General features: G+C 35.3%; 17 protein-coding genes and 1 tRNA gene. 6 read left to right on the forward strand and 12 right to left on the reverse strand.

Going from position 1 to position 24,568, the window contains the following annotated elements:
* Positions 1 to 11: 11 nt before the first annotated feature.
* The 5 genes from ACN5J7_RS00100 to ACN5J7_RS00120 all read right to left on the reverse strand — a co-directional run bounded on the left by ACN5J7_RS00100 (position 12) and on the right by ACN5J7_RS00120 (position 9,553).
* A complete protein-coding gene (locus ACN5J7_RS00100; RefSeq protein ID WP_418602168.1) occupies positions 12 to 860 on the reverse strand; it encodes an alpha/beta hydrolase family protein in 849 nt (282 codons plus the stop codon).
* A complete protein-coding gene (locus ACN5J7_RS00105; RefSeq protein ID WP_418602170.1) occupies positions 861 to 3,620 on the reverse strand; it encodes a PD-(D/E)XK nuclease family protein in 2,760 nt (919 codons plus the stop codon).
* A gap of 94 nt (positions 3,621 to 3,714) precedes the next feature.
* Positions 3,715 to 5,076 carry an OmpA family protein gene (locus ACN5J7_RS00110; protein ID WP_418602172.1) on the reverse strand — a complete coding sequence of 454 codons (1,362 nt, stop codon included), beginning with the start codon at positions 5,074 to 5,076 and terminating at the stop codon, positions 3,715 to 3,717.
* Positions 5,077 to 5,199: 123 nt separating this feature from the next.
* A complete protein-coding gene (gene kbl / locus ACN5J7_RS00115) occupies positions 5,200 to 6,393 on the reverse strand; it encodes a glycine C-acetyltransferase (RefSeq protein ID WP_418602174.1) in 1,194 nt (397 codons plus the stop codon).
* A 22-nt stretch (positions 6,394 to 6,415) separates the two neighbouring features.
* Complete coding sequence (locus ACN5J7_RS00120; protein WP_418602176.1) at positions 6,416 to 9,553, reverse strand: UvrD-helicase domain-containing protein; 3,138 nt, start codon at positions 9,551 to 9,553, stop codon at positions 6,416 to 6,418.
* A gap of 289 nt (positions 9,554 to 9,842) precedes the next feature.
* Here ACN5J7_RS00120 and ACN5J7_RS00125 point away from each other — a divergent pair, with 289 nt between their 5' ends.
* Positions 9,843 to 10,451, forward strand: a complete 609-nt coding sequence (locus tag ACN5J7_RS00125) for a superoxide dismutase (protein ID WP_311936282.1) — start codon at positions 9,843 to 9,845, stop codon at positions 10,449 to 10,451.
* A gap of 249 nt (positions 10,452 to 10,700) precedes the next feature.
* On the opposite strand, the gene ACN5J7_RS00130 is transcribed toward ACN5J7_RS00125, so the two are convergent.
* On the reverse strand, positions 10,701 to 11,372 hold the full coding sequence (locus tag ACN5J7_RS00130) for an SCO family protein (protein WP_418602178.1): 672 nt from the start codon (positions 11,370 to 11,372) through the stop codon (positions 10,701 to 10,703).
* Between the two features lie 185 nt (positions 11,373 to 11,557).
* Between ACN5J7_RS00130 and rseP the strand changes: the two genes are divergently transcribed.
* Together rseP and ACN5J7_RS00140 are read left to right on the forward strand one after the other, a co-directional pair.
* Complete coding sequence (gene rseP, locus ACN5J7_RS00135; RefSeq protein WP_418602814.1) at positions 11,558 to 12,904, forward strand: RIP metalloprotease RseP; 1,347 nt, start codon at positions 11,558 to 11,560, stop codon at positions 12,902 to 12,904.
* Between the two features lie 72 nt (positions 12,905 to 12,976).
* Positions 12,977 to 13,050: transfer RNA gene (locus tag ACN5J7_RS00140), tRNA-Asn, on the forward strand.
* Between the two features lie 177 nt (positions 13,051 to 13,227).
* Here the strand turns inward: ACN5J7_RS00140 and ACN5J7_RS00145 are convergent.
* A complete protein-coding gene (locus ACN5J7_RS00145) occupies positions 13,228 to 16,233 on the reverse strand; it encodes a ligand-binding sensor domain-containing protein (protein ID WP_418602180.1) in 3,006 nt (1,001 codons plus the stop codon).
* 229 nt (positions 16,234 to 16,462) lie between these two features.
* Between ACN5J7_RS00145 and ACN5J7_RS00150 the strand changes: the two genes are divergently transcribed.
* Both ACN5J7_RS00150 and ACN5J7_RS00155 read left to right on the forward strand, forming a co-directional pair.
* On the forward strand, positions 16,463 to 19,633 hold the full coding sequence (locus tag ACN5J7_RS00150; protein ID WP_418602182.1) for a SusC/RagA family TonB-linked outer membrane protein: 3,171 nt from the start codon (positions 16,463 to 16,465) through the stop codon (positions 19,631 to 19,633).
* Between the two features lie 10 nt (positions 19,634 to 19,643).
* On the forward strand, positions 19,644 to 21,590 hold the full coding sequence (locus ACN5J7_RS00155) for a RagB/SusD family nutrient uptake outer membrane protein (RefSeq protein ID WP_418602184.1): 1,947 nt from the start codon (positions 19,644 to 19,646) through the stop codon (positions 21,588 to 21,590).
* Between the two features lie 176 nt (positions 21,591 to 21,766).
* Here the strand turns inward: ACN5J7_RS00155 and ACN5J7_RS00160 are convergent, their stop codons facing one another.
* The 4 genes from ACN5J7_RS00160 to ACN5J7_RS00175 form a co-directional block, all read right to left on the reverse strand.
* Positions 21,767 to 21,967 carry a hypothetical protein gene (locus tag ACN5J7_RS00160; RefSeq protein WP_311936294.1) on the reverse strand — a complete coding sequence of 67 codons (201 nt, stop codon included), beginning with the start codon at positions 21,965 to 21,967 and terminating at the stop codon, positions 21,767 to 21,769.
* A 2-nt stretch (positions 21,968 to 21,969) separates the two neighbouring features.
* A complete protein-coding gene (locus ACN5J7_RS00165; protein WP_418602187.1) occupies positions 21,970 to 22,317 on the reverse strand; it encodes a hypothetical protein in 348 nt (115 codons plus the stop codon).
* A gap of 3 nt (positions 22,318 to 22,320) precedes the next feature.
* Positions 22,321 to 22,653, reverse strand: a complete 333-nt coding sequence (locus ACN5J7_RS00170; protein WP_311936300.1) for a YtxH domain-containing protein — start codon at positions 22,651 to 22,653, stop codon at positions 22,321 to 22,323.
* Between the two features lie 175 nt (positions 22,654 to 22,828).
* On the reverse strand, positions 22,829 to 23,179 hold the full coding sequence (locus ACN5J7_RS00175) for an arsenate reductase family protein (protein ID WP_311936302.1): 351 nt from the start codon (positions 23,177 to 23,179) through the stop codon (positions 22,829 to 22,831).
* A gap of 109 nt (positions 23,180 to 23,288) precedes the next feature.
* Between ACN5J7_RS00175 and ACN5J7_RS00180 the strand changes: the two genes are divergently transcribed.
* The gene (locus ACN5J7_RS00180; protein ID WP_418602190.1) at positions 23,289 to 23,753 is read left to right on the forward strand and encodes a DinB family protein; all 465 of its coding nucleotides are present in this window, start codon (positions 23,289 to 23,291) and stop codon (positions 23,751 to 23,753) included.
* On the opposite strand, the gene ACN5J7_RS00185 is transcribed toward ACN5J7_RS00180, so the two are convergent.
* Positions 23,733 to 24,452: a DUF3298 domain-containing protein gene (locus ACN5J7_RS00185; protein ID WP_418602192.1), complete on the reverse strand. Its 720-nt coding sequence runs from the start codon at positions 24,450 to 24,452 to the stop codon at positions 23,733 to 23,735. The two genes, ACN5J7_RS00180 and ACN5J7_RS00185, sit on opposite strands and share 21 nt — an antisense overlap.
* Positions 24,453 to 24,568: the final 116 nt, after the last annotated feature.

Genomic DNA, 24,568 nt, shown 5'->3' on the forward strand with positions numbered 1-24,568 from the left:
TCCATCAATAATTAGTTTTGTTGCGATAGAGAATCTGTAATCTTAGTTATAACAGCTTTTAAATGCTTGGGAAGCGTTGGTTTTTCCCAAGGATGTTGTGCTCCAAAAACATGATTGGCACCTTCAATAATTTCAAGTTGACTGTTCGGATTCCAACTATGAAGTTGTTTTGCTTCGTTTAAAAAGACACTGGTATCATCATCGCCATGAATAATTAAATACGGTATTTTTAAATTAGAAACAGCGCGTGTAATAGTGAGTCTGTTTTCATTGGCAATAAAATCTTCATAGAATTGATAGTAGTGTGGCATTTGTTGTTTTGTTCGTCCGTTTAAAACATATTTTACACCGTCTTTTTTCCATTTTTCTAAATCGCCAATTGTTGCTGTTCTTTTTCCAAAATCGCATACGCCAGCTATACTAATTACGTTTTTTATCCTATTATCTTCTTCGGCTTTTATAGTCACAATCCCGCCAGCTCTACTGTGCCCAATTAAAGTTATATGATTTGCGTTGGCGTTCTTTTTTAACTTAGAATTCGAACACACCCAATCGATAACAGATTCTAAATCGTCTAATTCCTTGGTGTAATTATTATTTCCAAAAGCTTCCAAATCAGGAAAATCGATAGGTTGTTTTAAAGTGCCTCCATTGTGCGAAAAATTGAATTTCACAAAGTAAAAACCAGCCTCGGCAAATGCTTTAGCCATTAAATCCCAAGCGCCCCAATCCTTAAAACCTTTGTAACCATGGCAAAATATTAGTATAGGTTTTTTAGTGTTATCGTCTTTAAAAAACAAATCGGTTAAAATGGGTTTTTCGTGCTTGCCTTCAACAACTATGTTTTTTTCAATAATCATTTATATTTCTTTTTCAGTGAAAGGTATATCTAAATTACAAATTTCTAAAACGAGCTTTTTTAATTCAATACTAAATTTATCAATTGTGTCTTCAGTAATCAACGCATTTTTTTTGGCATAGGGTCCCGCTTTGTCTTTTTGAGCAAATTTTAAAAACCCATGACGTAAATTTTTAAAAGAGACAATACCAGCTTCAACGGGAAGTTGAATTTGATTGGATTGATGCATCATGAGCGCATAAGTGAGTACTTGGAAACTCTTGCTGTATTTGTTGTAATCTGTAGTAATGGCTTCCCAATCTACAATTTCTACACTGCTTTGGTTAACCTGTCCCGTTTTGTAATCAATAATTCTAGTTACACCATTATACTCATCAACCCGATCTACTTTTCCTGTTAAGTTTATAGGAAAATTAAGTTCGGGAATATCGATAAACACGTTGTTTTCGGCTTCAACGGCAATCATTTTTATTTGGTTTCCAGCTTTTAAATCTTGAATTTCCAAATCCAAAAAGTTAGATACGTAACGTTTTGCTATTTCAAAAACAATAAGATTTTTACCTTTGGTAATATCACCTTCTTTATATTCATTTTTAAAATGATGACTTACCGTTTCATTAATTTTAGGCTTTAAATTTTTAATATTTTCAACCGTTAAAAACTCACCAATAAATGGTTTGTAAAAATCTTCAAGCGTGTTGTGTACAACGGTTCCCAAGGTGTTTGCCGCAACGGTTTCTTCGGCATCATCGTGCTCTTTTATTTTTAATATTTTCTGATAATAAAAATCAATAGGATTCCTGATATAGTTGCTAAGTGAGGAAGGTGAAAACCCTTGTTTTGCCACCTCAATAATTTGATTTAATAACTGGGGCGTTTTGTTTATTTGGTTTAATTTCGGTTGTATTACTGGCACATGGGGCGCTATAATTTGATGGTTAATTTTATGAATATTTTCTAATTGCAACTGCGTAATAAACCTGCTTTTTTCGCCACCGGTCAACACATCGGCTTCGGTATTGTATATAATATGGATGTTTTTGGCGCGTTGCAAAAGCCTGTAAAAGTGATAAGTGTAAACCGCATCTTTTTCTTTATACGTGGGCAGGTTGTTTTCTAATTTAACATCAAACGGAATAAAGGAATTGTTGCTTTTTCCAGAGGGCAATATGCCTTCGTTTACCGAGGAAATAATAACGGTTTCAAAATCCAGAACCCGAGATTCCAACATACCCATAATTTGTAAACCTTGTAAGGGTTCGCCTTGAAAATCGAGTGTTTCGGTGCTTAACAATTCTTTGTAAATGCTAAATAAGGCTGAAATGTCTTTGATGTGGTGGTATTCTGAATTTAGTCGCGATAACTCGTTAAACAATTCATTGAATCGGAATAAATATTCTAAGGACAATAGGTTTGAAGCTTTGTTTTCAATTAAATCATTTTTAATAATTAAGATTAATTGCGAACAGTTTTTTAAGGCGTCATCAATAGTTTTTTCCCAATTGGTAAAGAGTATGTCAATAATTGTTTCAGCCTTTGCGGCAATTTGCTTTAATCTATAGGAAGTTAAATAAATGATGTTATTGGCTTCAATGGTTTCAATTATTTTTGAAGCGTAATCAGTGTCGTCAAAATAAAATAAAGGTCTTATAAATTGATGTGCTATAATGTTGATTACATCTTTATAGTAAAATGATTTTGATGGGTTTTTATGAAGTTTGAACAAGCTTTCGAAAAGGGAGGCAAGTGGAATGGATTTCAGCGGAAACCCCATGGTAATATTAAGGGCTTCGATAGTTGAAGGCAGCGAATTTAATACGGGAATCAATAAGTTTTCATCACCCAAAACAACCGCTGTATTTTGTAACGACGGGTTGCTTTGGCTTAAATTATTTAAAAGGGTTCCGATATATTTAGATTGCCCAATGTTTTTTGGAACACCATAAATTGAAATGTTTTTTTCTTTTGAATAATTGTTGGTAATCCAATGAAACGGATTGTTTTCGAAATATTTCCAACGGGTTTGATGCTGCCTTGTAAATAATGCGGCATCGTGTTTTTGGTTGTTAAAAAAAACTTGGTCGATGTCCCAATAAATTTTTGCCACATCATGTTCAAGTAGTTTTTGAATGATGGTTTCCTCAGCGGTATTTAACGCATTGAAACCTAAAAAAACATGTTTTTTTTCGGTGTTGCTTTGAATATAAGATTCTAAGTTTTTAACCGCTTCTCTGTAAATCAGCCCTTGGTAGCCGCTATTTTTATTTAAAAGTTGCTGGGTAAAATGGGTGTAGTACGTATACAGTTTGTTCCAAAACGATAAGTAATTTTTAACAAAATCGGTTTTGTTTTGTTCTAAAGACCAATGTTTTAGTTCTTGAATATCACTTAAATAATTAAATATATTTTCTTGCGGAATAAGGTAGCGATCAATCTCGTTAAAATCCTGAAGTAAAATTTGTGCCCATTTTGAAAAGACCTCAAAAGTATCTTGGTTTTCTTTTTTGGTAAGCGTTACATAGCTGTTATAGAATTCAAATAAAAGCTCTGTATTCGAGATGGGCTTAAGTTGGGACGTGTTTTCTACAAATTCCTCTATACTAATAATTTCAGGGGAAAAAATGGTTTCGTCGGCAACTTTATAAAGTTGATGCTTTAAAAACAAACCAGCCCTTTTACTGGGTAAAATAAAGGTTAGTTTTGAAAGATTTATTTCGGAATCCTTTAAATCTTTTAAAACATCAAAAATAAAAGTTGTCATTAAAGCTTAGTTGTTACTACCATATAAAAATAAAAAAACGCTTCGGATAACCGAAGCGTTTTTAAAAACTTATTTTTTAACTAAAAATAGAGTATTATTCTTTAACTAAGTTAATTTCAACACGTCTGTTGTTAGCTCTACCTTTTCTAGTTTTGTTGGTGTCAATTGGTCTGTCTTTTCCGTAACCAAGTGCAGATAATCTAAACTCATCGATACCATTCTTAACTAAATATTCTTTTACAGAAAGCGCTCTAGCTTCAGATAATGACTGATTTAATTTTGCACTACCAGTACTATCAGTATGACCTTCTATGGTAAATTTAGAATTTGTGTATTCTTTTAAGATGGCTGTAATATCAGATAATACTTTAGCCGATTCACTTTTGATAGAAGATTTACCTGTATCAAACAAGATGGTTTTAGCATATTCGTTAAGCGTTTTTTGAACCGCTTCAGATACTTCTGGGCAACCGTTGTTAGCTACAGTACCTTTAACGTCTGGACAGTTATCGTCTTTGTCTAAAACACCATCACCGTCTCTATCTGGCCAAGGACAACCGTTGTTAGCAGCAGGACCAGCTTCGTTAGGACATTTGTCATCTTTATCAGCAACACCGTCACCATCAGCATCAGGACATCCAGCTAAAGCTTTTAAACCAGCTACAGTAGGACATTCATCTAAATGATCTGGAACACCATCACCATCAGAATCAGGACAACCGTTAAACTCAGCTAAACCAGGTTCGTTAGGACAATCGTCTTTAGAATCTTCAATACCATCACCATCAGAATCTGGGCAACCGTTAAACTCAGGTAAACCAGCAACATCTGGACAAGCATCATCTTTGTCGTAAATGCCATCGCCGTCAGTATCAGTCCCACCAAATTTGATAGAAATACCAACAGTGTGTTGGAAATGTGTTTGTAAATAGTCTTCAAATGCATGTTTGTATGCAGACTGTAGTGTTAAGCCAATGTTTTCGTTAAACCAAACATTTAAGCCTAAAGTACCATTTACAGTACCAGCACCAACTTCGTCAACCCAAGAGTATCCACCTCCTGCACCTAAATAAGGCTCAAGCGTGTTTGAGTTAAGTAAATTACCAAGGCTGTACTTAATAGTACCATCTAAACCGTAGTAAGACAAATCATCAACTGAAGCATCTCCCCACTTATCGATTTTATTTAAAGAACCAGCAACTCCAAATGAGAAACCGTCACCTAAATATTTAGATACAGAGATCGTTGATAAAGAAGGTAAGATATTCCAATGGTCTTCAACATTAAAGAACTCATCAAAAGTATCACCAAGTGGCGCGTTTTCACCTGTCGGATAGAAGTCTACCGCGTTTGCCCCTATGGTAATTTGCCATGGGTTGTTTTCGTCTTGCGCATTAGCGTTGCTATAACCAAGTACAAGCAACATAGCGAACAATAATCTGCTAAGATTTTTCATATTCAAAAGTTTAATTTTTAAGTGTTAATTGTAAGCAAAAGTAAGTTGTTAAATGTTATTAACAAAGACAAATATATAAAAATATTGGTGATTCCTTTGATTAATAAATATTTCAGAATGATTTTAGATAATATTTAGCGCCTTACCAACTTTGGCGAACGCACTTATAGCCTTGTCTAGTTGTGGTTTTGTATGAGCTGCAGATAATTGTACGCGAATTCTTGCTTTGCCTTTCGGTACAACGGGAAAAAAGAACCCAATAACGTAAATGCCTTCTTTTAAAAGCATATTTGCCATGGTTTGCGACAATTTTGCATCATAGAGCATAACGGGAACAATGGCAGAATCACCATCAATAATATCTAAACCGGCAGCTTTCATGCCTTTTTTAAAGTAATTGGTGTTCCATTCTAATTTATCTCTAAGTTCTGTGTTATTTGCAAGCATATCAAAAACCTTAATGGACGCGCCAACTATGGCCGGTGCCAAGGAGTTTGAAAATAAATAGGGTCTGGAGCGTTGGCGCAGCATGTCGACAATTTCTTTTTTTCCAGTAGTGTATCCGCCCATAGCGCCACCTAGTGCTTTGCCTAAAGTTCCTGTAATAATATCTATACGGTCCATGACGTTTTTTTCTTCAAGCGTTCCGCGGCCTGTTTTACCAATAAAACCTGTGGCATGGCACTCGTCAATCATAACCACAGCATCGTATTTATCGGCTAAATCACATATTTTATCAAGAGGCGCTACCAAGCCATCCATTGAAAACACGCCATCGGTTACTATAATTTTAAAACGCGCTCCGTTTTTATTGGCTTCAATAAGTTGGTTTTCTAAATCGGTCATATCACTGTTTTGATAACGATACCGTGCTGCTTTACACAAACGAACACCATCAATTATGGAAGCGTGATTTAACGAATCTGAAATAATGGCATCTTCTTTCCCCAATAAGGGTTCGAAAACGCCACCATTAGCGTCAAAAGCGGCAGCGTACAATATCGTGTCTTCGGTTTGATAGAAATCGGCTATCTTCTGTTCCAGTTCCTTATGGATATCTTGAGTGCCGCAAATAAAGCGCACTGAACTCATGCCAAATCCATGCGTATCCATGGTGTCTTTTGCTGCTTGAATTACCTCGGGATGCGACGACAAGCCCAAATAGTTATTGGCACAAAAATTTAAAACCGTTTCGCCTGTGTTTAAGGTTATTTCGGCGCCCTGTACCGAGGTTATAATGCGTTCTTCTTTATATAAACCTTGGTCTTTAATATCCTGAATCTCTTTCTGTAAATGCTGTTTTATATTGCCGTACATAGTTTTATAATTTTTTATAAAGTTATATTTCTTTTATTTCAATGTCATCATTTATGTAAATGAGAATTTTTTTGGTCACTTTTAAATGCATATTTTCTAAAACATCCTGATACAATTGTAATTGTTGGGAGTGCTTTTTATCTTCAAAACCTGTTTTGTAATCTATTATAACAGCTTCGTTGTTTGCATTTACAACCACGCGATCCGGACGTAAAATGATACCTTCTTTTGTAATAATATCGCGCTCATTATAAATGATATATTTTAGCGTGTAATACTCTTGAAGCTTTGAATGATTAACAATTTCGTTTACAGTTGCATTTAAAATGGCGGCTTGCTCTTGATTTATTGAAGCCGTATTGATAAAATCGTTTATAGCTGAATCGATATCGTCTTTGGTATTGATTTTAGACATGATATTGTGGACAAGATTCCCTTTTTCAATGGCTTCTTTTTGAGCGGTGTCCCAAAGTAAACCGGACTTGGTCACTACCTTTATATTATGCGTTTCTTTTGCTGTTGAAATAAATTCGTGTTGAATTTGTGTTTCTTTTTTCGGAGTTTCTTTTTCAATACTTCTTTTTGAGTCTCCAAAGCTGTACGATAATTTAGAATCTTCCCATTCATTGATATGTTTTAAATACGCCATAAACAAACCCGAATATCTTTTGGTATTTACCTCGCCTTTTGATGAAATATCTTTAGTTGTAATAACATGCAATTGCTCCACAGCTCGTGTTAACGTTACATAAAGCAGGTTAATATTATCTAATTCCTGTTCAGATTGATGTTTGTTAAAAATACGCAAACCTTCATCGCCATAAAACTCGAAATCTTTATTGAAATTTAACAAAGTATGCGAAAAACCGTTGTATGTTTCTTTGTTTAAAGCAAACCATTCTTTGGGTTCCAACTCTCTGTAAATATCCAAATCGGCAAACGGAAAAATCACCACCGGAAACTCCAAACCTTTCGATTTATGGATAGTCATAATTTGAACCGCATTTTGTCCCTTGGGCGATACAATACTCAAGCTTTCTTTTTTCTTGTCAAAATACTGTAAAAACCCAGAAATATCCGATCCTTTTTTTTGTGAAAAATCTAAAACCACATCTAAATAAAACTGAATGTAAGCGTTTGATGCTTTTACTAAATTGAAGCTGCGCACAATGGTTTCGGCCAAATCGTAAAGCGGCAGTTGCAGTAAATCGCTGCTACTTATTTGAATATTGAATTTTTCAAAACTTTTAAAAAGTTGAGGCAGTGTTAGATTAATATGATTGGTAAAAAATTCGTGTTTGTTTTCAATGCTGAAAAGCGTCGTTAAATAATTTAAAACAGCAATTTTTATTTCGTTGTTTTTAGGCTGATTTAAAAGTGCCAGCACATTGTTTATAAAATTAACCTCGTCGGAATTACTTAGCAATAAGGTTTCCGAGGATACGATAGGTATGTTGTTTTGGCTCAAATAATTGGCCACCGCAACGCCTTCTTTTTTCTTGCGAACCAAAATGCAAATATCCTCCAAATCAAAACCATCTTCTAAACAGTTATTAATGGTGTTTAAGGTGTGTTCTGAAAACAGTTCGTCTCTATCGTCTTCTTTTTCAATTTCTAAAAACGAAAAACTCACATAGCCTTTTTCGGTTTTGGTGATGTTTTGCTGTGCATTTTCGTAAAGTATTTTATAGTCATTAGCCGAAAAAACCTGGTTTGCCAAAAATTTAAAAAAGCCATTGTTAAAATTGACGATTTCTTTAAAACTCCGGTAATTTTCATCAAGTGTTTCTACTTTTTGTTTAATATGAAAAGGTTGTTTGGTTTTATTAAACAAATCAATAAATTGTTCGGCTTTACCACCGCGCCAGCGGTAAATGGCTTGTTTGGCATCGCCCACCAACATGGTAGTACCGTTTTCGGCAGATAGTGAATTTTCTAATAACGGAATTAAGTTTTCCCATTGCATAACCGATGTATCCTGAAACTCATCAATAAAATAATGCTTGAATTTTTCGCCAATACGTTCGTAAATAAAAGGTGTAGGTTGGTTTTTTATTTCCTTGCTAATAATGGCATTAAATTCTGAAATCAGCATTTTGTTCTGCTCCGTTTTTAAAACACTTAACTCATTATTTATGGCGTTTAAAACCGATAGTGGCGTAACGTTTTTGTAAAAGGCCTTTAAAAATTTAAGATGATAAGCCGCTTGTTTGGTATGGCTAAAGGCCGCTGCCAATTGCGGTTGGATTTGATTGATTATTGATGCCACATCTTCAGTAACGCGTTTTGGGTAAAGCGGGTTGTTTTCCGTTAAATCGGCTTGCCAATTCAAATCAAATTTAATATCAAACTTTTTATTGTTTAGATTTTGAAAATGCTTGGGCAACGAAGCTCTCGAAAAATCGTTCTGCTCTAAACCAGCCTCGTCAATTAAAGTTAAAACACCTTGAGCTTCTTCAACAATAGAGGATTCAAAATCTAAAATCTCTTTCTTCAAATGAGATTTTAGTCCTTTAAAATCGTTTAAAGTTTTGTGTTTTAAGGTTTCAATAAACGGCATATCGTTTTCGTTAACCAACAATTTTGCAATCTTGTTAAAATCAAAAGACACATCCCAACTTTTATCATCATCGGCCTTTTCAATGGCAAAATCCACCAAAATTTTGGTCTGGGCATCATCAGTTCCAGCTTTGGCTATTAAGCTATCAACCGCTTCACTTAAAAGCGCGCCTTGGTCCAGTTCAACTTCAAAATTCAATGGTAATTTTAAATCGTGAGCAAAAGTGCGTATCAATCTATGCGTAAAACCATCAATAGTCGAAATATCGAAGGCCGCATAATTATGTATTATGGTATTGAGTAGTTTTTCAGCTTTTTCGTGGAGCTGTTTAGGTTCCATGTCAAGTTCTTCACAAATTGCATCAAACATACTATTTGAAGCTTTTAATACCGCCTCATCAGAAAACGTCTTTAAGGTTTCGATTATCCGGTCTTTCATTTCAGCAACCGCTTTATTGGTAAACGTAATGGCTAAAATGCGATTAAAAAGATACAGGTTGCTTGATTTGAAAAGGATTTTTAAATACGCCTTTACCAAGGTGTAGGTTTTTCCGCTACCGGCAGAAGCATTGTAAATAGTAAAAGGGTGATTAGGCTGCATAAAAACAAATTTAGAGACAATGTACTCATTTAAACATTTTCAATATGCTAAAAAATTGCTGTTTTCAGCCCTCTTTTTGTCTTTTTCTTCTTCCGTAGCGATGCTATGCAACTCAAAAAAGACTTCAACAGAACTAAAAACTTCTAATTTTCGTTTAAACTCAAAATGTTTAAAAGAGGACAATATAGAAACTATCAATGCGTGGATAACAATTTATTATTTTTAATTGATGTGTTTTATGCGTAAATTTGAATGAAAATAAATACTAATATTTTAAAAACAGAAAATTATGGCTTTCGAATTACCGAAATTAGGATATGCTTATGACGCTTTAGAGCCTCATATTGATGCACGCACAATGGAAATACACCATACAAAACACCACCAAGGCTATACAAACAACTTAAATAACGCTATTGCCGGTACAGATTTAGACGGTAAATCCATTGAAGATATTCTAACGAATTTAGATATGAACAACGGTGCCGTTAGAAATAACGGTGGCGGATTTTACAACCACAGCTTATTCTGGGAGGTTATGAACCCTGAAGATAGGGGTTACTTGTCGGGCGATTTAAAGGATGCTATTGAGGCTGCTTATGGCTCAAAGGATGAATTTATTGCTGCTTTTAGTAAAGCTGCAGCCACACGTTTTGGCTCAGGCTGGGCGTGGTTATGTGTACATAAAGGCGGTAAAGTGGAAATCTGCTCGTCGCCAAACCAAGACAACCCATTAATGCCAGGTGTTGGTTGCGGTGGCACACCAATTTTAGGATTGGATGTTTGGGAACACGCCTATTATTTAAACTACCAAAACCGTCGTCCAGATTATATCAGTGCTTTTTTCAAGGTAATTAACTGGAATGAGGTTGAAAGACGTTACGCAGAAGCGAAATAGGAATTATTACATAATATCAATACAAAAGCAAACTCAGTAATGGGTTTGCTTTTTTTTATGACACTACCAAGCGGTCGGGCTGTCCGATAGTTATCGGGACGTTGTATCTTTTTCTCATACCTCAAAAAAGGATGAGTTTATCACGAGCTTGTCGAAGGGCTGCTATCCCTAGCGTACCTGTCCGCCAAATAACGGGTAAAAACAAAAAAGCAGTTCAATTTGCTACACTTAAAAGCTTAAAATGAAACACTATTTTTTTTCGGCTTTCAAAACCACAATATCGTTAAGAAGCCTTTCGATATCCTCAGGATTTGTACCATCGTAAAACCCGCGAATCTGTCGCTTTTTATCAATAAGCATAAAGTTTTCGGTGTGTATCATATCAAAAGCATCGCCATTGCCATTATCTTTAACAGCCAAATAACTTTTTCTGGCAAGCCTGTAAATTTGCTTTTTATCGCCGGTAACCAAATTCCATTTCGTGTCGTTAACCCCTTTTTTTTCAGCATAGCGTTTTAGTTGCGCCACCGTATCAATATCGGGTGTTACCGTATGCGAAAGCAACATAATATCGTTGTCATTCATAATTTCTTTTTGAATTTGAGCCATGTGGTCGGTCATAATCGGGCAAATCGTCTGGCAAGTGGTAAAAAAGAAATCGGCGACATAAATCTTGTCTTTGTAATCGTTTTGGGTAATGGTTTTTCCGTTTTGGTTTATAAGCTTAAAATCGGCTATTTTATGGTATTTTTTTTTGTGCTGAATGGTGCTGTCTACTAACTCGGTGCTAACCATGGCGGGTTGGTAAATGGGCAACGGTTTGTAAACATTTAAAGTATTGTAAATAATAAGCACAATAACGAGTGAAATACCTGCAAAAACAATTGCAAACCCTTTGTATTCTTTAAAAAACGAAAACATTGATAGAAATTGAAAATTTAACAAATGCAAAAATACAATGAAAGCAGCACGACTAAAAATTTAAAGTCTTAAGATTTAAGCGAAACTTAAAATCGTGTTAAAAAAATGCGCATTAAATAATTGTCTTTTTAAAGTTGGTTTAAAAGCTTACTTTTGTGCGATTATTAAAATCTGACAGAAGATATATGGAGTTTGTTATTAAAATATCTCAATTTTTATTGAGTCTTTCATTATTGATTGTTTTGCACGAATTGGGGCATTTTATTCCTGCAAAAGCATTTAAAACCAGAGTAGAAAAATTTTACTTGTTTTTTGATGTAAAATTTTCATTGTTTAAAAAGAAAATTGGCGATACCGTTTACGGTATAGGTTGGTTGCCCTTGGGCGGTTACGTTAAAATTGCTGGTATGATTGACGAAAGCATGGATACCGAACAAATGGCAAAAGAACCGCAACCATGGGAGTTTCGCTCTAAACCGGCATGGCAACGTTTAATTATCATGTTGGGCGGTGTTACGGTAAATTTTTTACTGGCCATCCTCATCTACATAGGAATGAGCTATTTTTATGGCGATAAGTTTTTGCCAAACGACAATATTAAAGACGGGCTTTTAATTGAAAGTACGGTAGCTAACAATGCGGGGCTTTTAACCGGAGATAAAATTTTAGCAGTTGATGGGGAGAAAATCGAAAACTTTTCTCAAGTTTCTGAGAAAGTGCTATTTGGAAAAGAAATTACTATTGAAAGAAACGGAAACACGTCAACGGTAACCTTACCGGAAGACTTTTTAGCGCAACTTATAGATTCGAAAGAAAAACGATTTATAGATTTAAGAGAACCATTTATTGTAGTTGAGGTTCCGGACACATCGTTTAATAAAAATGCGGGCTTAATAAAAGGTGATATTATAATTGCGTTAAACGATTTTAAAACCAAATATGCAGACGAAGTAAGATTAGGTTTAGAAAAATTTAAAGGAGAAGATGTTCAGGCTACGGTTATAAGGGAAAATGAAAAAATAACTTTACCATTAAAAATAAGTGATGAAAGTAAACTTGGGTTGGTCTATGCCTCCCGTTCTACTCCAAAAACATTAGAAGCTTTAGGGTATTACAAGTACGATACCAAAAAGTATGGATTTTTCGAGTCGTTTCCCGTAGGATTAAAGAAAACCAAAGATAGAATGCTGTCGTATTGGGATCAATTAGGAGCTATTTTTACACCTAGCACGGGCGCTTACAAGGGCGTAGGAGGGTTTAAGGCCATATTCGACATATTCCCCAACGTTTGGAGTTGGCAAGCATTTTGGGGCATAACAGCCTTTTTATCCATAATGCTTGGGGTTTTAAATTTACTGCCAATCCCGGCTTTAGATGGCGGCCATGTTGTGTTTTTACTGTATGAAATGGTTTCTGGAAGAAAACCGGGAGACAAGTTTTTGGAGTATGCACAAGTGGTTGGTTTCTTTATATTAATCGCCTTGGTATTATTCGCCAACGGAAACGATATTTATAAAGCCATTTTTAATTAAATTTTTTAATTATTAAATTTGTAGTAAATAAAAATATATATATATTTGCGCTCGCTTAAGCGAAAATAGCCTTCCTCTTTAGCTCAGTTGGTTAGAGCATCTGACTGTTAATCAGAGGGTCCTTGGTTCGAGCCCAAGAAGAGGAGCAAAAACCACCTAAGAAATTGGGTGGTTTTTTTGTGCTTAAAAACTAGGTTTAAGGTTTTTTATCGCTGGCTTGTTCAGTGCATCTGAATGTTTTTACTAAAGGCATGAGCAATAAGATGGTTTTATAAAGACAATGATGCTGTAACTGTTCTTTTAATTTTTAGATTATTTAAATGTTATGTTGCGGTTTTTGGTCGTAAACTTTCAAAAAATTCCTGAAAACTCTGGTTTTCTTCAATTTTAAGTTTTTTCCTCAATCGGTGTCTAGCGACTTTAATCGAGCTCTCTGAAATACCGAAAAGCGTTGCAATATGCTGCGACGAGAAATTTAAGCGAATTAATGCACAGAGCTTAACATCTCTATCTGTTATGTTTGGGCACATCTTTTTTAAGTTGGATATAAACGCGGGTTGTACTTGCTGAAATAAATTGTAAAAATCATCCCAATCTTTGTCCAGGTTTAAAGTATCGTCTATAAGGTTTACAATGGATTTTAACCTTTCGCTATCCTCATTGCGCTTTGCAACTTTTGAAATATCGTTTTTAATTTTATCGAGCAAATTATTTTTATGAATTTCCCTTAAAGTACGGTTGGTAAGCTCGTCGGTTTTAAAGTTGAGTTCGTTTTCAAGCTGTTTTCGCTTTAATTCCTGATTCGCCTTTTCTGCGTTAAGTAAATCTAGGTTGTTCTTATAGATTTTTTTGTTTTGTTCTTCTACCAATTTCGTTTTTTGATTTACACGAAGTTCAAGTTCAAGTTTTTGTCTCTTTATGGCCGATATCCGCCATTTGAGGAATCCAATTACTGTGGCTATAAAAAATAAGAACATCAGTATTTTTACCCAGATTTTTTCCCAAAAAGAAGGCATTGCAGTAATTTTTAAAGACGCGATATGCGAACTTTCGTTACCAGCATTGTTAATGGCTTTTACTTTAAGGGTATAATCACCTGGATCTAAATTGGAAAAATAGAGTGTTTGTTGGCTACCAACGGTTTGCCATTGTTCGTGCAATCCTTCTAATTTGTAAGCAAATATAATTTTTTCCGGATCCCAATAATTTGAAGTGGCAAAACCTATGTTAAACACGACATTATCTTGAGGTAACGTAAGCCGATTGGTTTTTAAATGGTTTTCAAAAGGCACTTGCTCTATTCCATTTTCATTAATAAGCGATATGCTTGTAAAAAAAACGTTTGGATTTTTTGAATAGTTGTTTTTTAATTCTTTGGCTTTAAAATAAGTAATCCCAAAGGTGCCTGCCATATATATATATCCGTCACGTCCAAATTCGGCTTTATTATTGTTAAAGGGTTCAATTCCATCATGACCATCAAAGTTTTGAACGATTCCCTCGGGGGAGATTTTGCTCAATCCTAAATTGGTGCTGCACCATATATTTTTTTCATCATCTAAAAAAATACCTCTGATAAAAGTTGCTTCCAGACCATTATCTTTACCTATCCTTATAAAGTTGTCACTGCTTCTAACATAGCGGTTTAAACCGTAACCGTAAGTGCCCACGAGAATAGAGAGGTCGTCGTCCTCGGCGATTGAAAGGATTCGGCTTCCGCTTAGCGAGGTCTTGTCTTCTTTTATGGGCAAATAGGATGTGAACTTATCTTGCTTAAATACATTAAGTCCAGTGGCGGTACCTGCCCACATATCGTCTTTTACATCTTTATAGAGACAGGTAATAACATTGCTGCTAAGGCCTATATTGGAATTTACCGAATAAGTATTCAATATGTTTAATTGCGTATCGTACACGGTAATTCCTGAATTGCTGCCCACCCATATATTACCCTTTCCATCTTTTTCTATTGCAAAAATGGCCTTTAAACCAGACCAATTTTCAGCCTTTAAAAACTGGTTGGTTTTTGGGTTTAGAATATTTAAGCCACCGTACAAGGTGCCTATCCAAATGCGACCCAGGCTATCTTCGTATAACGACAATATATTATTTCCGCTTAAATCGTTTTTGTCACTTGGGTCGTCTTTAAAAATCGTTGTCTTACCCGTTTTTGGATTAAATCGTCTTAAGCCATTTCTTCCGGCTGTAAGCCAAAATTCTCCATTTTTAGCCTCTAAAATCCGTGAGTCTTGTTTGTCTTTATGGTCCATGCCCAATTTAGACGGTGGAATATTGTACAAACTAATATTGTTTTTAAAATAGCTTACCCCGCCGTGAACCGTACCTGTCCAAATTACATTATCTTCGCCTGGACTTATGTCTAAAATGGCATTATCTGAAATTGAAAACTCATTGTAACCATCACTTTGAAAATGGTGGAACTTGCTTTTTGCTTTTTTGTAAAGATTAAGGCCGCCACCGTCGGTGCCAATCCATATATTATCATTTTTATCGGCATAAAGACTTAAGACCATATTGTTGTTAATGGTTTCAGAATGGTTGTTATTGGTCTTTTTATAATGTTTGGCTTGTTCTAAATCAGCATTAAAATTAAAGAGTCCATTGCCGTTGGTGGCAATCCAAAGATTTCCGTCTGCATCCGCAGTAATTTCATTTATATAAGTGGTGTTATTAAATTTGGAAAAACCAGAAGGCACGAATTCAGATTCGTTATAAAACCACAAAGCCCCTTGGCTTGTACCCATCCAAATAACACCATTTACGTCTTGAAATAAAGCCGAAGCATAATTATTGTTAGAGCCCTTATCGAAATTAAATATGTGATATTCGGTTTTGCTTTCTTCTAAAGAAAGGCTAAAGATGGTTCCAGTAGCAGAACTGCATAAAAACCGACCATCTTTTAATTGAATGATGCTGTGTATATTAGTATCCAAATGGGTGTCGAGCTCGGCGTTTTGAGATTTCAATAGCTCAAAACGGTCATTTTCGATATTCAAAAAATACAACCCCTTGGTTGTAGCGACTATAATATGTCCTTTTTGGCTTTGTAACATGGTGTTAATCTCTGCCTGTTTTTCTTGCAAAAACTGATAGGTCTTCATGGTTTGACCATTATACCTATCTATCCCTAACCTTGTCGCAAACCATAAAAACCCTTCTTTATCCTGCATGACATGGTTTATTCTACTGTCAGAAATCCCATCTTCAAAAGTAATACTCTGAAATTGTATACTTACATTTTGAGCTGTTAATACCAAAGAATTAAAAATAAAACAGATGAAAAAATATAGGAGTAATGATAAGCGCATTGTTAACTTAATATTTTGTTAATTAATTTGAGTAAAAAATACTTAAATAACTGTTTATATAGGGTATACGGTTTTTTATGTAACCAAAATGTAACGATATGTAACCCAAATGTAACCTATTTTTTCATGTTTTAATGTTATACATATTTAATTTTGTGAACAAATTTTGTTTGTAGGACAAACTAAAGATTAGAACAAACCAAAACAATTAACTAAACAATTATTAAGTATGAAGAAAATCAACTTTTTTATTAGTTTCTTCTTGTTATTGAGCACTATGAGCTTAATGGCACAAGAAAAAGTAATTAGTGGGACTGTTACCGATGAAAACAATGCGCCTCTTCCTGGGGCAAACGTTGTTGTTAAAGGTACAACTACAGGAGCGCAAACAGATTTTGATGGAAATTTTACCTTAACAGTTAAAACAGGCGATGTGCTTGTATTTTCTTATATAGGTATGAGGACTAGAGAACACACGGTAACCGCAAACGACTCTAAAATTTCAATGGTACTTGTGGAGGATGCCGCTTTGCTGGATGAAGTTGTAGTAATAGGATTTGGGACCAAGAAAAAAGTTAACCTCACAGGATCGGTATCGGTCGTAGATGGCGATGCCTTGGAAAACAGGCCGGTTACAAACGTAGCTGCGGCTTTACAAGGAACCGTAGCAGGTATGAACTTCTCAGTAAACAATGCCGGTGGTGCACTTGACAACTCGGTTAGCTTTAATATTAGAGGTTCTGGTACCATCGGTTCGGGATCTTCTGGTTCTCCATTAATATTAATTGATGGCATGGAAGGAAATATGAATACCTTAAACCCACAAGATATCGAAAGCATATCAGTGTTAAAGGATGCGGCTTCCTCATCTATTTATGGTTCTAGAGCACCTTTTGGGGTTATTCTTATTACCACTAAATCTGGAAAAGATGGAAAGATTACCATTAATTATAACAATAACTTCAGATTGACGAGTCCACTGTTACAACCAGACATGTTGGATTCAGAATCATTTGCAACCTACTGGAATGAAGCCGCTGCTAATGCGGGTCAATCTCCAAAATTCTCTGATGAAGTATTGCAAAAAATAAGAGATCATCAGGCAGGAACTTTAATTCCTGAAACAGACTGGAATAGTGCTGGCAACAGCTGGAATTCATATACCGGTGGTTTTGCTAATAACAATTGGTTCGATATTTTTTATAAAGATGCAGCAGCCTCTCAAGAGCATAACTTAAGCTTAAATGGCGGTACAGAAAAAGTAAATTATTATTTTTCTGCTAATTTTTTAGATCAGGAAGGCCTACTTAATTATGGTAACGACCAATATGATCGTTATTCCATAAATTCTAAAATAAGTTCTAAAATATCTGATAAAATAAAGCTAACGTATTTAAGCAGATTAACAAGAGTAGATTACGAAAGATCGTCTTACCAAAGTGGGTTGTTTTTTCATAATATCGCTAGAAGATGGCCTACAGTGCCATTAAAAGATCCAAATGGAAACTATGTATATGGTAACGAAATTGCACATTTGGAAAATGGTAGAAACAAAGACCAAAATGATGAATTCGTTCAGCAATTAAACCTTCAATTTACACCATTAGAAAATTGGAACATCTATGCTAATCTGAATTATAAAATAAGTAATTCTTTTAATCATAACGAGTTTTTACCAATCTACAGGTACGATGAAGATGGTGTTGCGCATGCTGCTGCATTACAACATGTATTATGGTCACCAGGTGCTTCAAGAATTTACGAAAGTGCATACAAGACCAACTATTTCAGCCCTAACGTTTATACAGACTATACCTTAACTATAAATGAAGACCACGAATTTAAGGTAATGGCAGGTTATCAGTCAGAATTAACTAAAACACGTAACCTTGGGGTAAATAGAGATGATGTAATAACACCAAGCTTGCCTACCATTAACACTGCTACTGGAGATACCAGAGGATATGGTGCATACCAACATTGGGCCATACAAGGTTATTTTGGTCGATTAAATTACACATATAAGGATAGGTATTTATTAGAGGTTAATGGCAGATATGATGGATCTTCACGTTTCTTAGATGATAAAAGATGGCAATTTTTCCCTTCTTTTTCTGCAGGTTGGAATGTTTCTAACGAGAATTTCTACAAAGACAGTAAGTTGTCGGAACATGTTAACTTTTTAAAACTTAGAGGGTCTTACGGTGAACTAGGAAATCAAAACACAAATAACTGGTACCCATTTTATCCTAGCATGGGCATTGGTGTAAACAATGGCGGTTGGTTAGTAAATGGTTCAAGACCAAACACAGCATACCCTCCAGGACTTGTAAGTACTTTATTAACTTGGGAAAGAGTTACATCTTGGAACGCAGCTGTAGACCTTCGTGCTTTTAATAGCAGATTGGGTGTGACTTTTGAAATTTATAACAGAACAACTTTTGATATGGTGGGGCCTGCACCAGAACTTCCTGAGGTTTTAGGCGCTAATCCACCAAGAATCAACAATACCGACATGGAGTCTAAAGGTTTCGATTTAGAAATAAGCTGGAGAGATACTTTTAACGACTTCTCATACGGTGCTAAATTTATCTTATCGGACACAAGACAATTTGTAACCTCTTACCCTAATGAAACGGGTAGTTTAGGACAATGGTATACCGGTAGGGAATTTGGTGAGATTTGGGGATACACCACACACGGCATTGCTAAATCGGATACCGAAATGAACGATTGGTTGGCCATGCATAACCAAGACAGAATGGGCTCTAACTGGGCTGCTGGCGATATCATGTATCAAAACTTAGACGATGATCCTGCCATTAACAATGGTTCTAATACTTTAGACGACCATGGCGATTTGTCTATAATCGGTAATAGTCAAGCCAGATATAGTTATAGTATCGATTTAGATGCAAACTATAAAGGCTTCGATTTTAGAGCATTTTTCCAAGGTGTAGGTAAACGCGATGTAGCTGTTGGAGGTCCTTACTTTTCAGGTGCCAATTCAAACATGTGGCAATCTGCAGGTTTTACACAGCACTTGGATTATTTTAGGCCCGAAGATACTACAAGTCCATTTGGAGCAAATACAGATGCTTACTATCCAAGACCGCTTTTTGATTCTGGATGGAAAAACTTTGCTACCCAAACACGATTTTTACAAAACGGTGCATATTTAAGACTAAAAAACATTCAATTAGGTTATACCATACCATCAAACGTTACAGAGAAAGTAAAAGTTTCAAAAATGAGAATTTACTTATCGGGAGAGAACTTGGTAACGTTCACAAAAATGAGTGATATTTTTGATCCTGAAACTACTGGGGGTGATTGGGGTAATGGTAAAATCTATCCTTTATCCAAAGTATTTTCAGTTGGTCTTAGTTTAACTTTTTAAATTTTAAAAAATGAAAAAATTATATAAACAGATTTTTATTTTAGGTCTAATTTTGGTCGGTTTTACCGCCTGTAGTGAAGACTTCTTAGAGCGTGCTCCCCTATCTGACGTAACCCCCGAATTCTATTTAACATCGGAGGCAGATTTAGCAGCATACGCAATTTCCAATTATTCTTTCCCTTCGCATGCTGGTTGGAATGCCGGTACGTTTACGTACGATAACCATACCGATAATCAAGCGAGTACTGGTGCTAGTAATCTATGGGTTCCCGGACAGTACAGAGTAGGTACAAGTGGCGGTGCTTGGAATTTTGATCGAATCCGTACACTAAATTACTTTTTGGATGTGGTTCTCCCAAGATTTGAAGCCGGAGAAATTAGTGGAAACGAAACCTACATCAAGCATTATATTGGAGAGATATACTTTCTAAGAGCTTATGAGTACTTTAATAGATTGAAGAGTGTTGGCGATTTTCCAATAGTTACAACCCTTTTACCTGATGTAGAGGAAGAGTTGATTATTGCTTCACAAAGACGCCCAAGAAACGAGGTAGCCCGTTTTATTTTATCCGATTTGGATAAAGCTATTGATATGTTAACAAACATAGACCCTAACAAAAATAGAATAAACCCTATGGTGGCACAGCTTTTTAAATCGCGTGTAGCATTGTATGAAGGTACTTGGTTAAACTATCATAAAGGAACTGCTCATGTACCTGGTGGCCCAGATTGGCCTGGGGCAAATAAAGACTATTTGTCTGGTTTTAGTATCAACATTGACGGCGAGATAGATTTCTTTTTAACAGAAGCCATGACTGCCGCAGCGGCTGTTGCAAGCAATGTTAATTTAACGCCAAGCAACGGCAATACAGAAGCAAGAGATGTGTTTGATAATCCGTATTATGCCATGTTTGGTGATTTGGATATGTCTGGTTATTCCGAAGTGTTATTGTGGAGAGATTATGATGAAGACCTAATATCGCACCATACTATGCACTATTTAAATAACGGTGCCAATACGGGGTACACCAAAGGTTATGTAGATAGCTATTTAATGAAAAACGGCTTACCAATTTATGCTAGCGGATCTGGTTACAATGGCGATGATTATATTGCTGACGTACTTGACGATAGAGATGATAGATTGCGTTTATTCACCAAAGAACCTGGTGATGTTATCACGTACATTAATGGCGAAACCTTTGAAGAAATTCCTGGTTTGTTTGAAATTTCGGAGATTAGAGCGGTTACCGGTTATTCAGTTAGAAAAGGAATTTACCCTGATGCCAACATGTTGGCAGGCTCAACTCCAACGGTTACTGGGTCAATAGTATTTAGAGCCTCTGAAGCTTACCTAAACTATATTGAAGCAGATTACGTGAAAAATGGAAGTTTAGATGGCAACTCAGCTAGTTACTGGGGTCAATTAAGAACAAGAGCGGGACTGCCAGCAGATTATAGCATGACCGTTGCAGCAACCGATTTATCGCAAGAAAACGATTGGGCTAAATATTCGCAAGGTAGCCTTGTAGATCCAACGCTTTATAATATTAGAAGAGAACGAAGATCGGAATTTATTGCAGAAGGTATGCGTTTGGACGATTTAAAGCGATGGAGAGCTCTGGACCAAGTGTCTAACTATGTTATAGAAGGATTCAAAGTTTGGGGACCAATGGAAGCATGGTACGAGAATCCAGATGGCAGTTCGCAATTAAGAGCTGAGCCAGACGCAAGCCCTAACGTATCGCCAGAATCAAATAGCATGTATATTAGGCCTTATCAAATAGTTCAAGCCAATAACAATTTCTATAATGGTTATAATTGGAATCCTGCGCATTACTTAAGTCCGATTGCCTTTAATCATTTTTTAATTACAAGTGAAGGTGGTGATGCCAATAATTCGGTTATCTACCAAAACCCGGGATGGTTAATTGAAGCCGGAACAGCAGCACAATAATTAGTTTTTTTTTGAATTTAGTTTTTAAACCCCGTCATTTTTCAATAAATGGCGGGGTTTTTTGTATTCAGAGAGCCATTAATGCTTTAAGCCTAGGCATCAACCAAAAAAACCATCTAACGTTAGATGGTTTTTATTTTGTACTATAAAAGTAGTTTCTTTTAACTTAAAGGCGGTTATTTAATTATCTTTTTCAATAAAATCATGCCTCCAAGTTTACCAAAAATTTTAAGGCCACTTTGAATCCAATTTAATGGCTTCAAATCTTGTTTGTATTCTTCTCTTAAAGCTTTAATTTCTTCAAAAGCAATTTGGCGTTCTAAGTTTAAAATTTTTAAATCGCGTTCTACACTTTCTATATTTTGATATGTTTTCATTTTTAATCGAAAAATTTTTCTGACAAGGCTTTTACTGTAATATTATTTATGTGCTTTCTTGTAATCAGTGCGATTACCGATAGCAAGATAAATACACCACCAACAATAACAAAACCTAGCATGTAGCTATCCATAGCTTTTCCAATGGAAAATGCCAAGGCAATGCCTAAAAAGCACAACCCCATAAGCAATAATCCGCCTATAATAATGGCTTTAAAAACCATACTGATGGATATGGATAATTGCTGAAAGATTTTAAGCTTGTAGTAATCGTAAGAAGTCTTTAAATACTTCTCGCCAATTTCAGATGCCTTTGCATTTGTTTTGCCTATAGATTCACTTAAACTCATGTATTATGATGTTTTTTGTAACCGCTTATTTTTCTCTTTTAAATCTTTTAATTTGCGCTCTAAAGATGAAATAACATCGTCTGCCTTATAACTTGCATTTGTGATTATAGAATCTACTTGCTCATCTATTGTGGCTTTTTTTGCCGAAGCAGATGAAACCACTTGCTCTTTAAGCTCGGTCGCTTTATCGGCTAATTTTTGTTTGGCCAATTGTGCTTCGTCGCTTATTCTTTGTCTGGTATTGCTGCCTTTATCGGGCGCAAACAGAATGCCTAATACGGCGCCTATGGCTGTTCCTGCTAATATACCTAATACTGTATTTCCGTTATTACTCATAATATTTTGTGTTTTAATTAAACTTTAACTTGTTATTACACTAAATATAAGCAATTATAAGCAATTGTGTTAACGCAAAAGGTTTAAATGTTGACTTGTTTAAAAAGCCAAATCATCCGTTTTTTTGCTCAAGGATTTTTTACGTGGAGCTCGATTTTCGTTTTGTAGAGTTTTTTTAAAGCAACTTAGCTTTTGCTGCTTCAACTACTTTTTTGGAATTGCCAATAAAAATAGCATCATCAATAATAATTACCGGCCTGCTTAAAAAGGTGTAATGCTCTAAAATATAGTGTTTGTAATCGCGCTCTTCAAGCTGTTGGTTTTTTAAATCCATTTCCTTGTAAAGTTTAGCGCGTTTGCTAAAAAGGGCTTCGTAACTTCCCGAAAGGGCTTTCATTTGCTCTAATTGCTTAACCGTTATGTCTTCGGTTTTAATATCCTGTAAAACAAAATCTGAGGGTAAATTCAACTCTTTTAAAATTCTAATACAAGTGCTGCAGGTTTTTAAATAGTATACTTTTTTCATAATGAATTGATTTTTTTCGTTTTGTAGAGAAAAGGAAATCTAAAGAATTTCAATAACAAATAAAGGCAATTATAGCATAAATACTATATTTATCGAAAAAATAAATCATATGGAATTTACATTTCAGGTTCTAAATAATACACGAGCCATTTTAGCTAAAATAATCGACGATAATTCTTTAAAGGATTTGAATAAAATACCCAAAGGCTTTAACAACAATATTATCTGGAATATAGCCCATATTGTGGTTTCTGAGCAGTTATTGGCGTATAAGTTATCGGGTTTACCATCGATACTTTCAGATGAAATGATTGATAAATACAGGAAAGATACCAAACCCGAAAGCGAGGTAACCCAAGACGAGGTAAACCAGATAAAAGGTTTGTTGTTCACTGCACTGGAAAATACCAAAACCGATTATAAAAATGGTATTTTTAAAACCTATAATGTGTATACCGTTTCTACAACGGGAAACACATTAAACCATATTGATGAAGCGCTGCAATTTATACTCACCCATGAGGGCATTCATTACGGCTATATTTTGGCACTTTTAAAAGCGGTTAAAAACTAGGTAAGGTTTGGCGTCATCAAAAGGAATGTTAAATTCTATAATGCCAGTTGCGTACGGTGCAATTTCGTAGGTGTTGTAAAGTAAAATAATACCGTCGTCGCTGTACCCTATATTTTCGGGAAGCTGAAAAATTTCACGGTCTAACAACAGGTCTTTGTCTTTTATTGAGGTCTCAAAATGTTTTTTTGCAATGGTTTTAAAGCCTTCAATGTCTGAAAATAATGCGTTGTTATCAATCAATTTTCCTGTTGCCGCATCAAAATTTAAAAATGAAATGTTTAAACTGCCATGAGCGCCGCCGGTATTGGTATAAGCTGTTAACGAAACACTTATAATATCTTGTGCCTTAAAAATAACTTCGCCATCAATTTGGGCTTCCCATTCTTGGGCGCTTTCGGGAAAATCGCTTATAAAATTGGTGAACTCTTGGTTAAAGTTTTCAATGCTTTCTTCAACAGATTTTGCAGTGGAATTGTTTAGTTCTCCAATTTGTAATGCTTTAATCACATAGTTTTTTATAGCTGCATTTATAGATTTAGCAACATCACTTTCGGCATGGGCTAACGGGATGTTAATTTCAACAATCTGGTTGTTTTCCGAGGTGAAGTTAGTTTCTGTGAAATTAATTGGCACATCTGTTTTACAGCTGAAAAGCATATAAAAAACACAGGCAATTAAAAGGTATTTATTTTTTAGCATAAGCATAGTATAAACTCGTGTTAAAGGTAATTATTGCATTTGAATTGCAAAAGAATTCCTCGATAGATTATCGAGGTATCAATTGAAATTGTCATTCTTGCGAAAGCGGGAATCTA

The sequence above is a fragment of the Hwangdonia sp. genome (assembly GCF_048381975.1).
Classification (GTDB): Bacteria; Bacteroidota; Bacteroidia; order Flavobacteriales; family Flavobacteriaceae; genus Hwangdonia; species Hwangdonia seohaensis.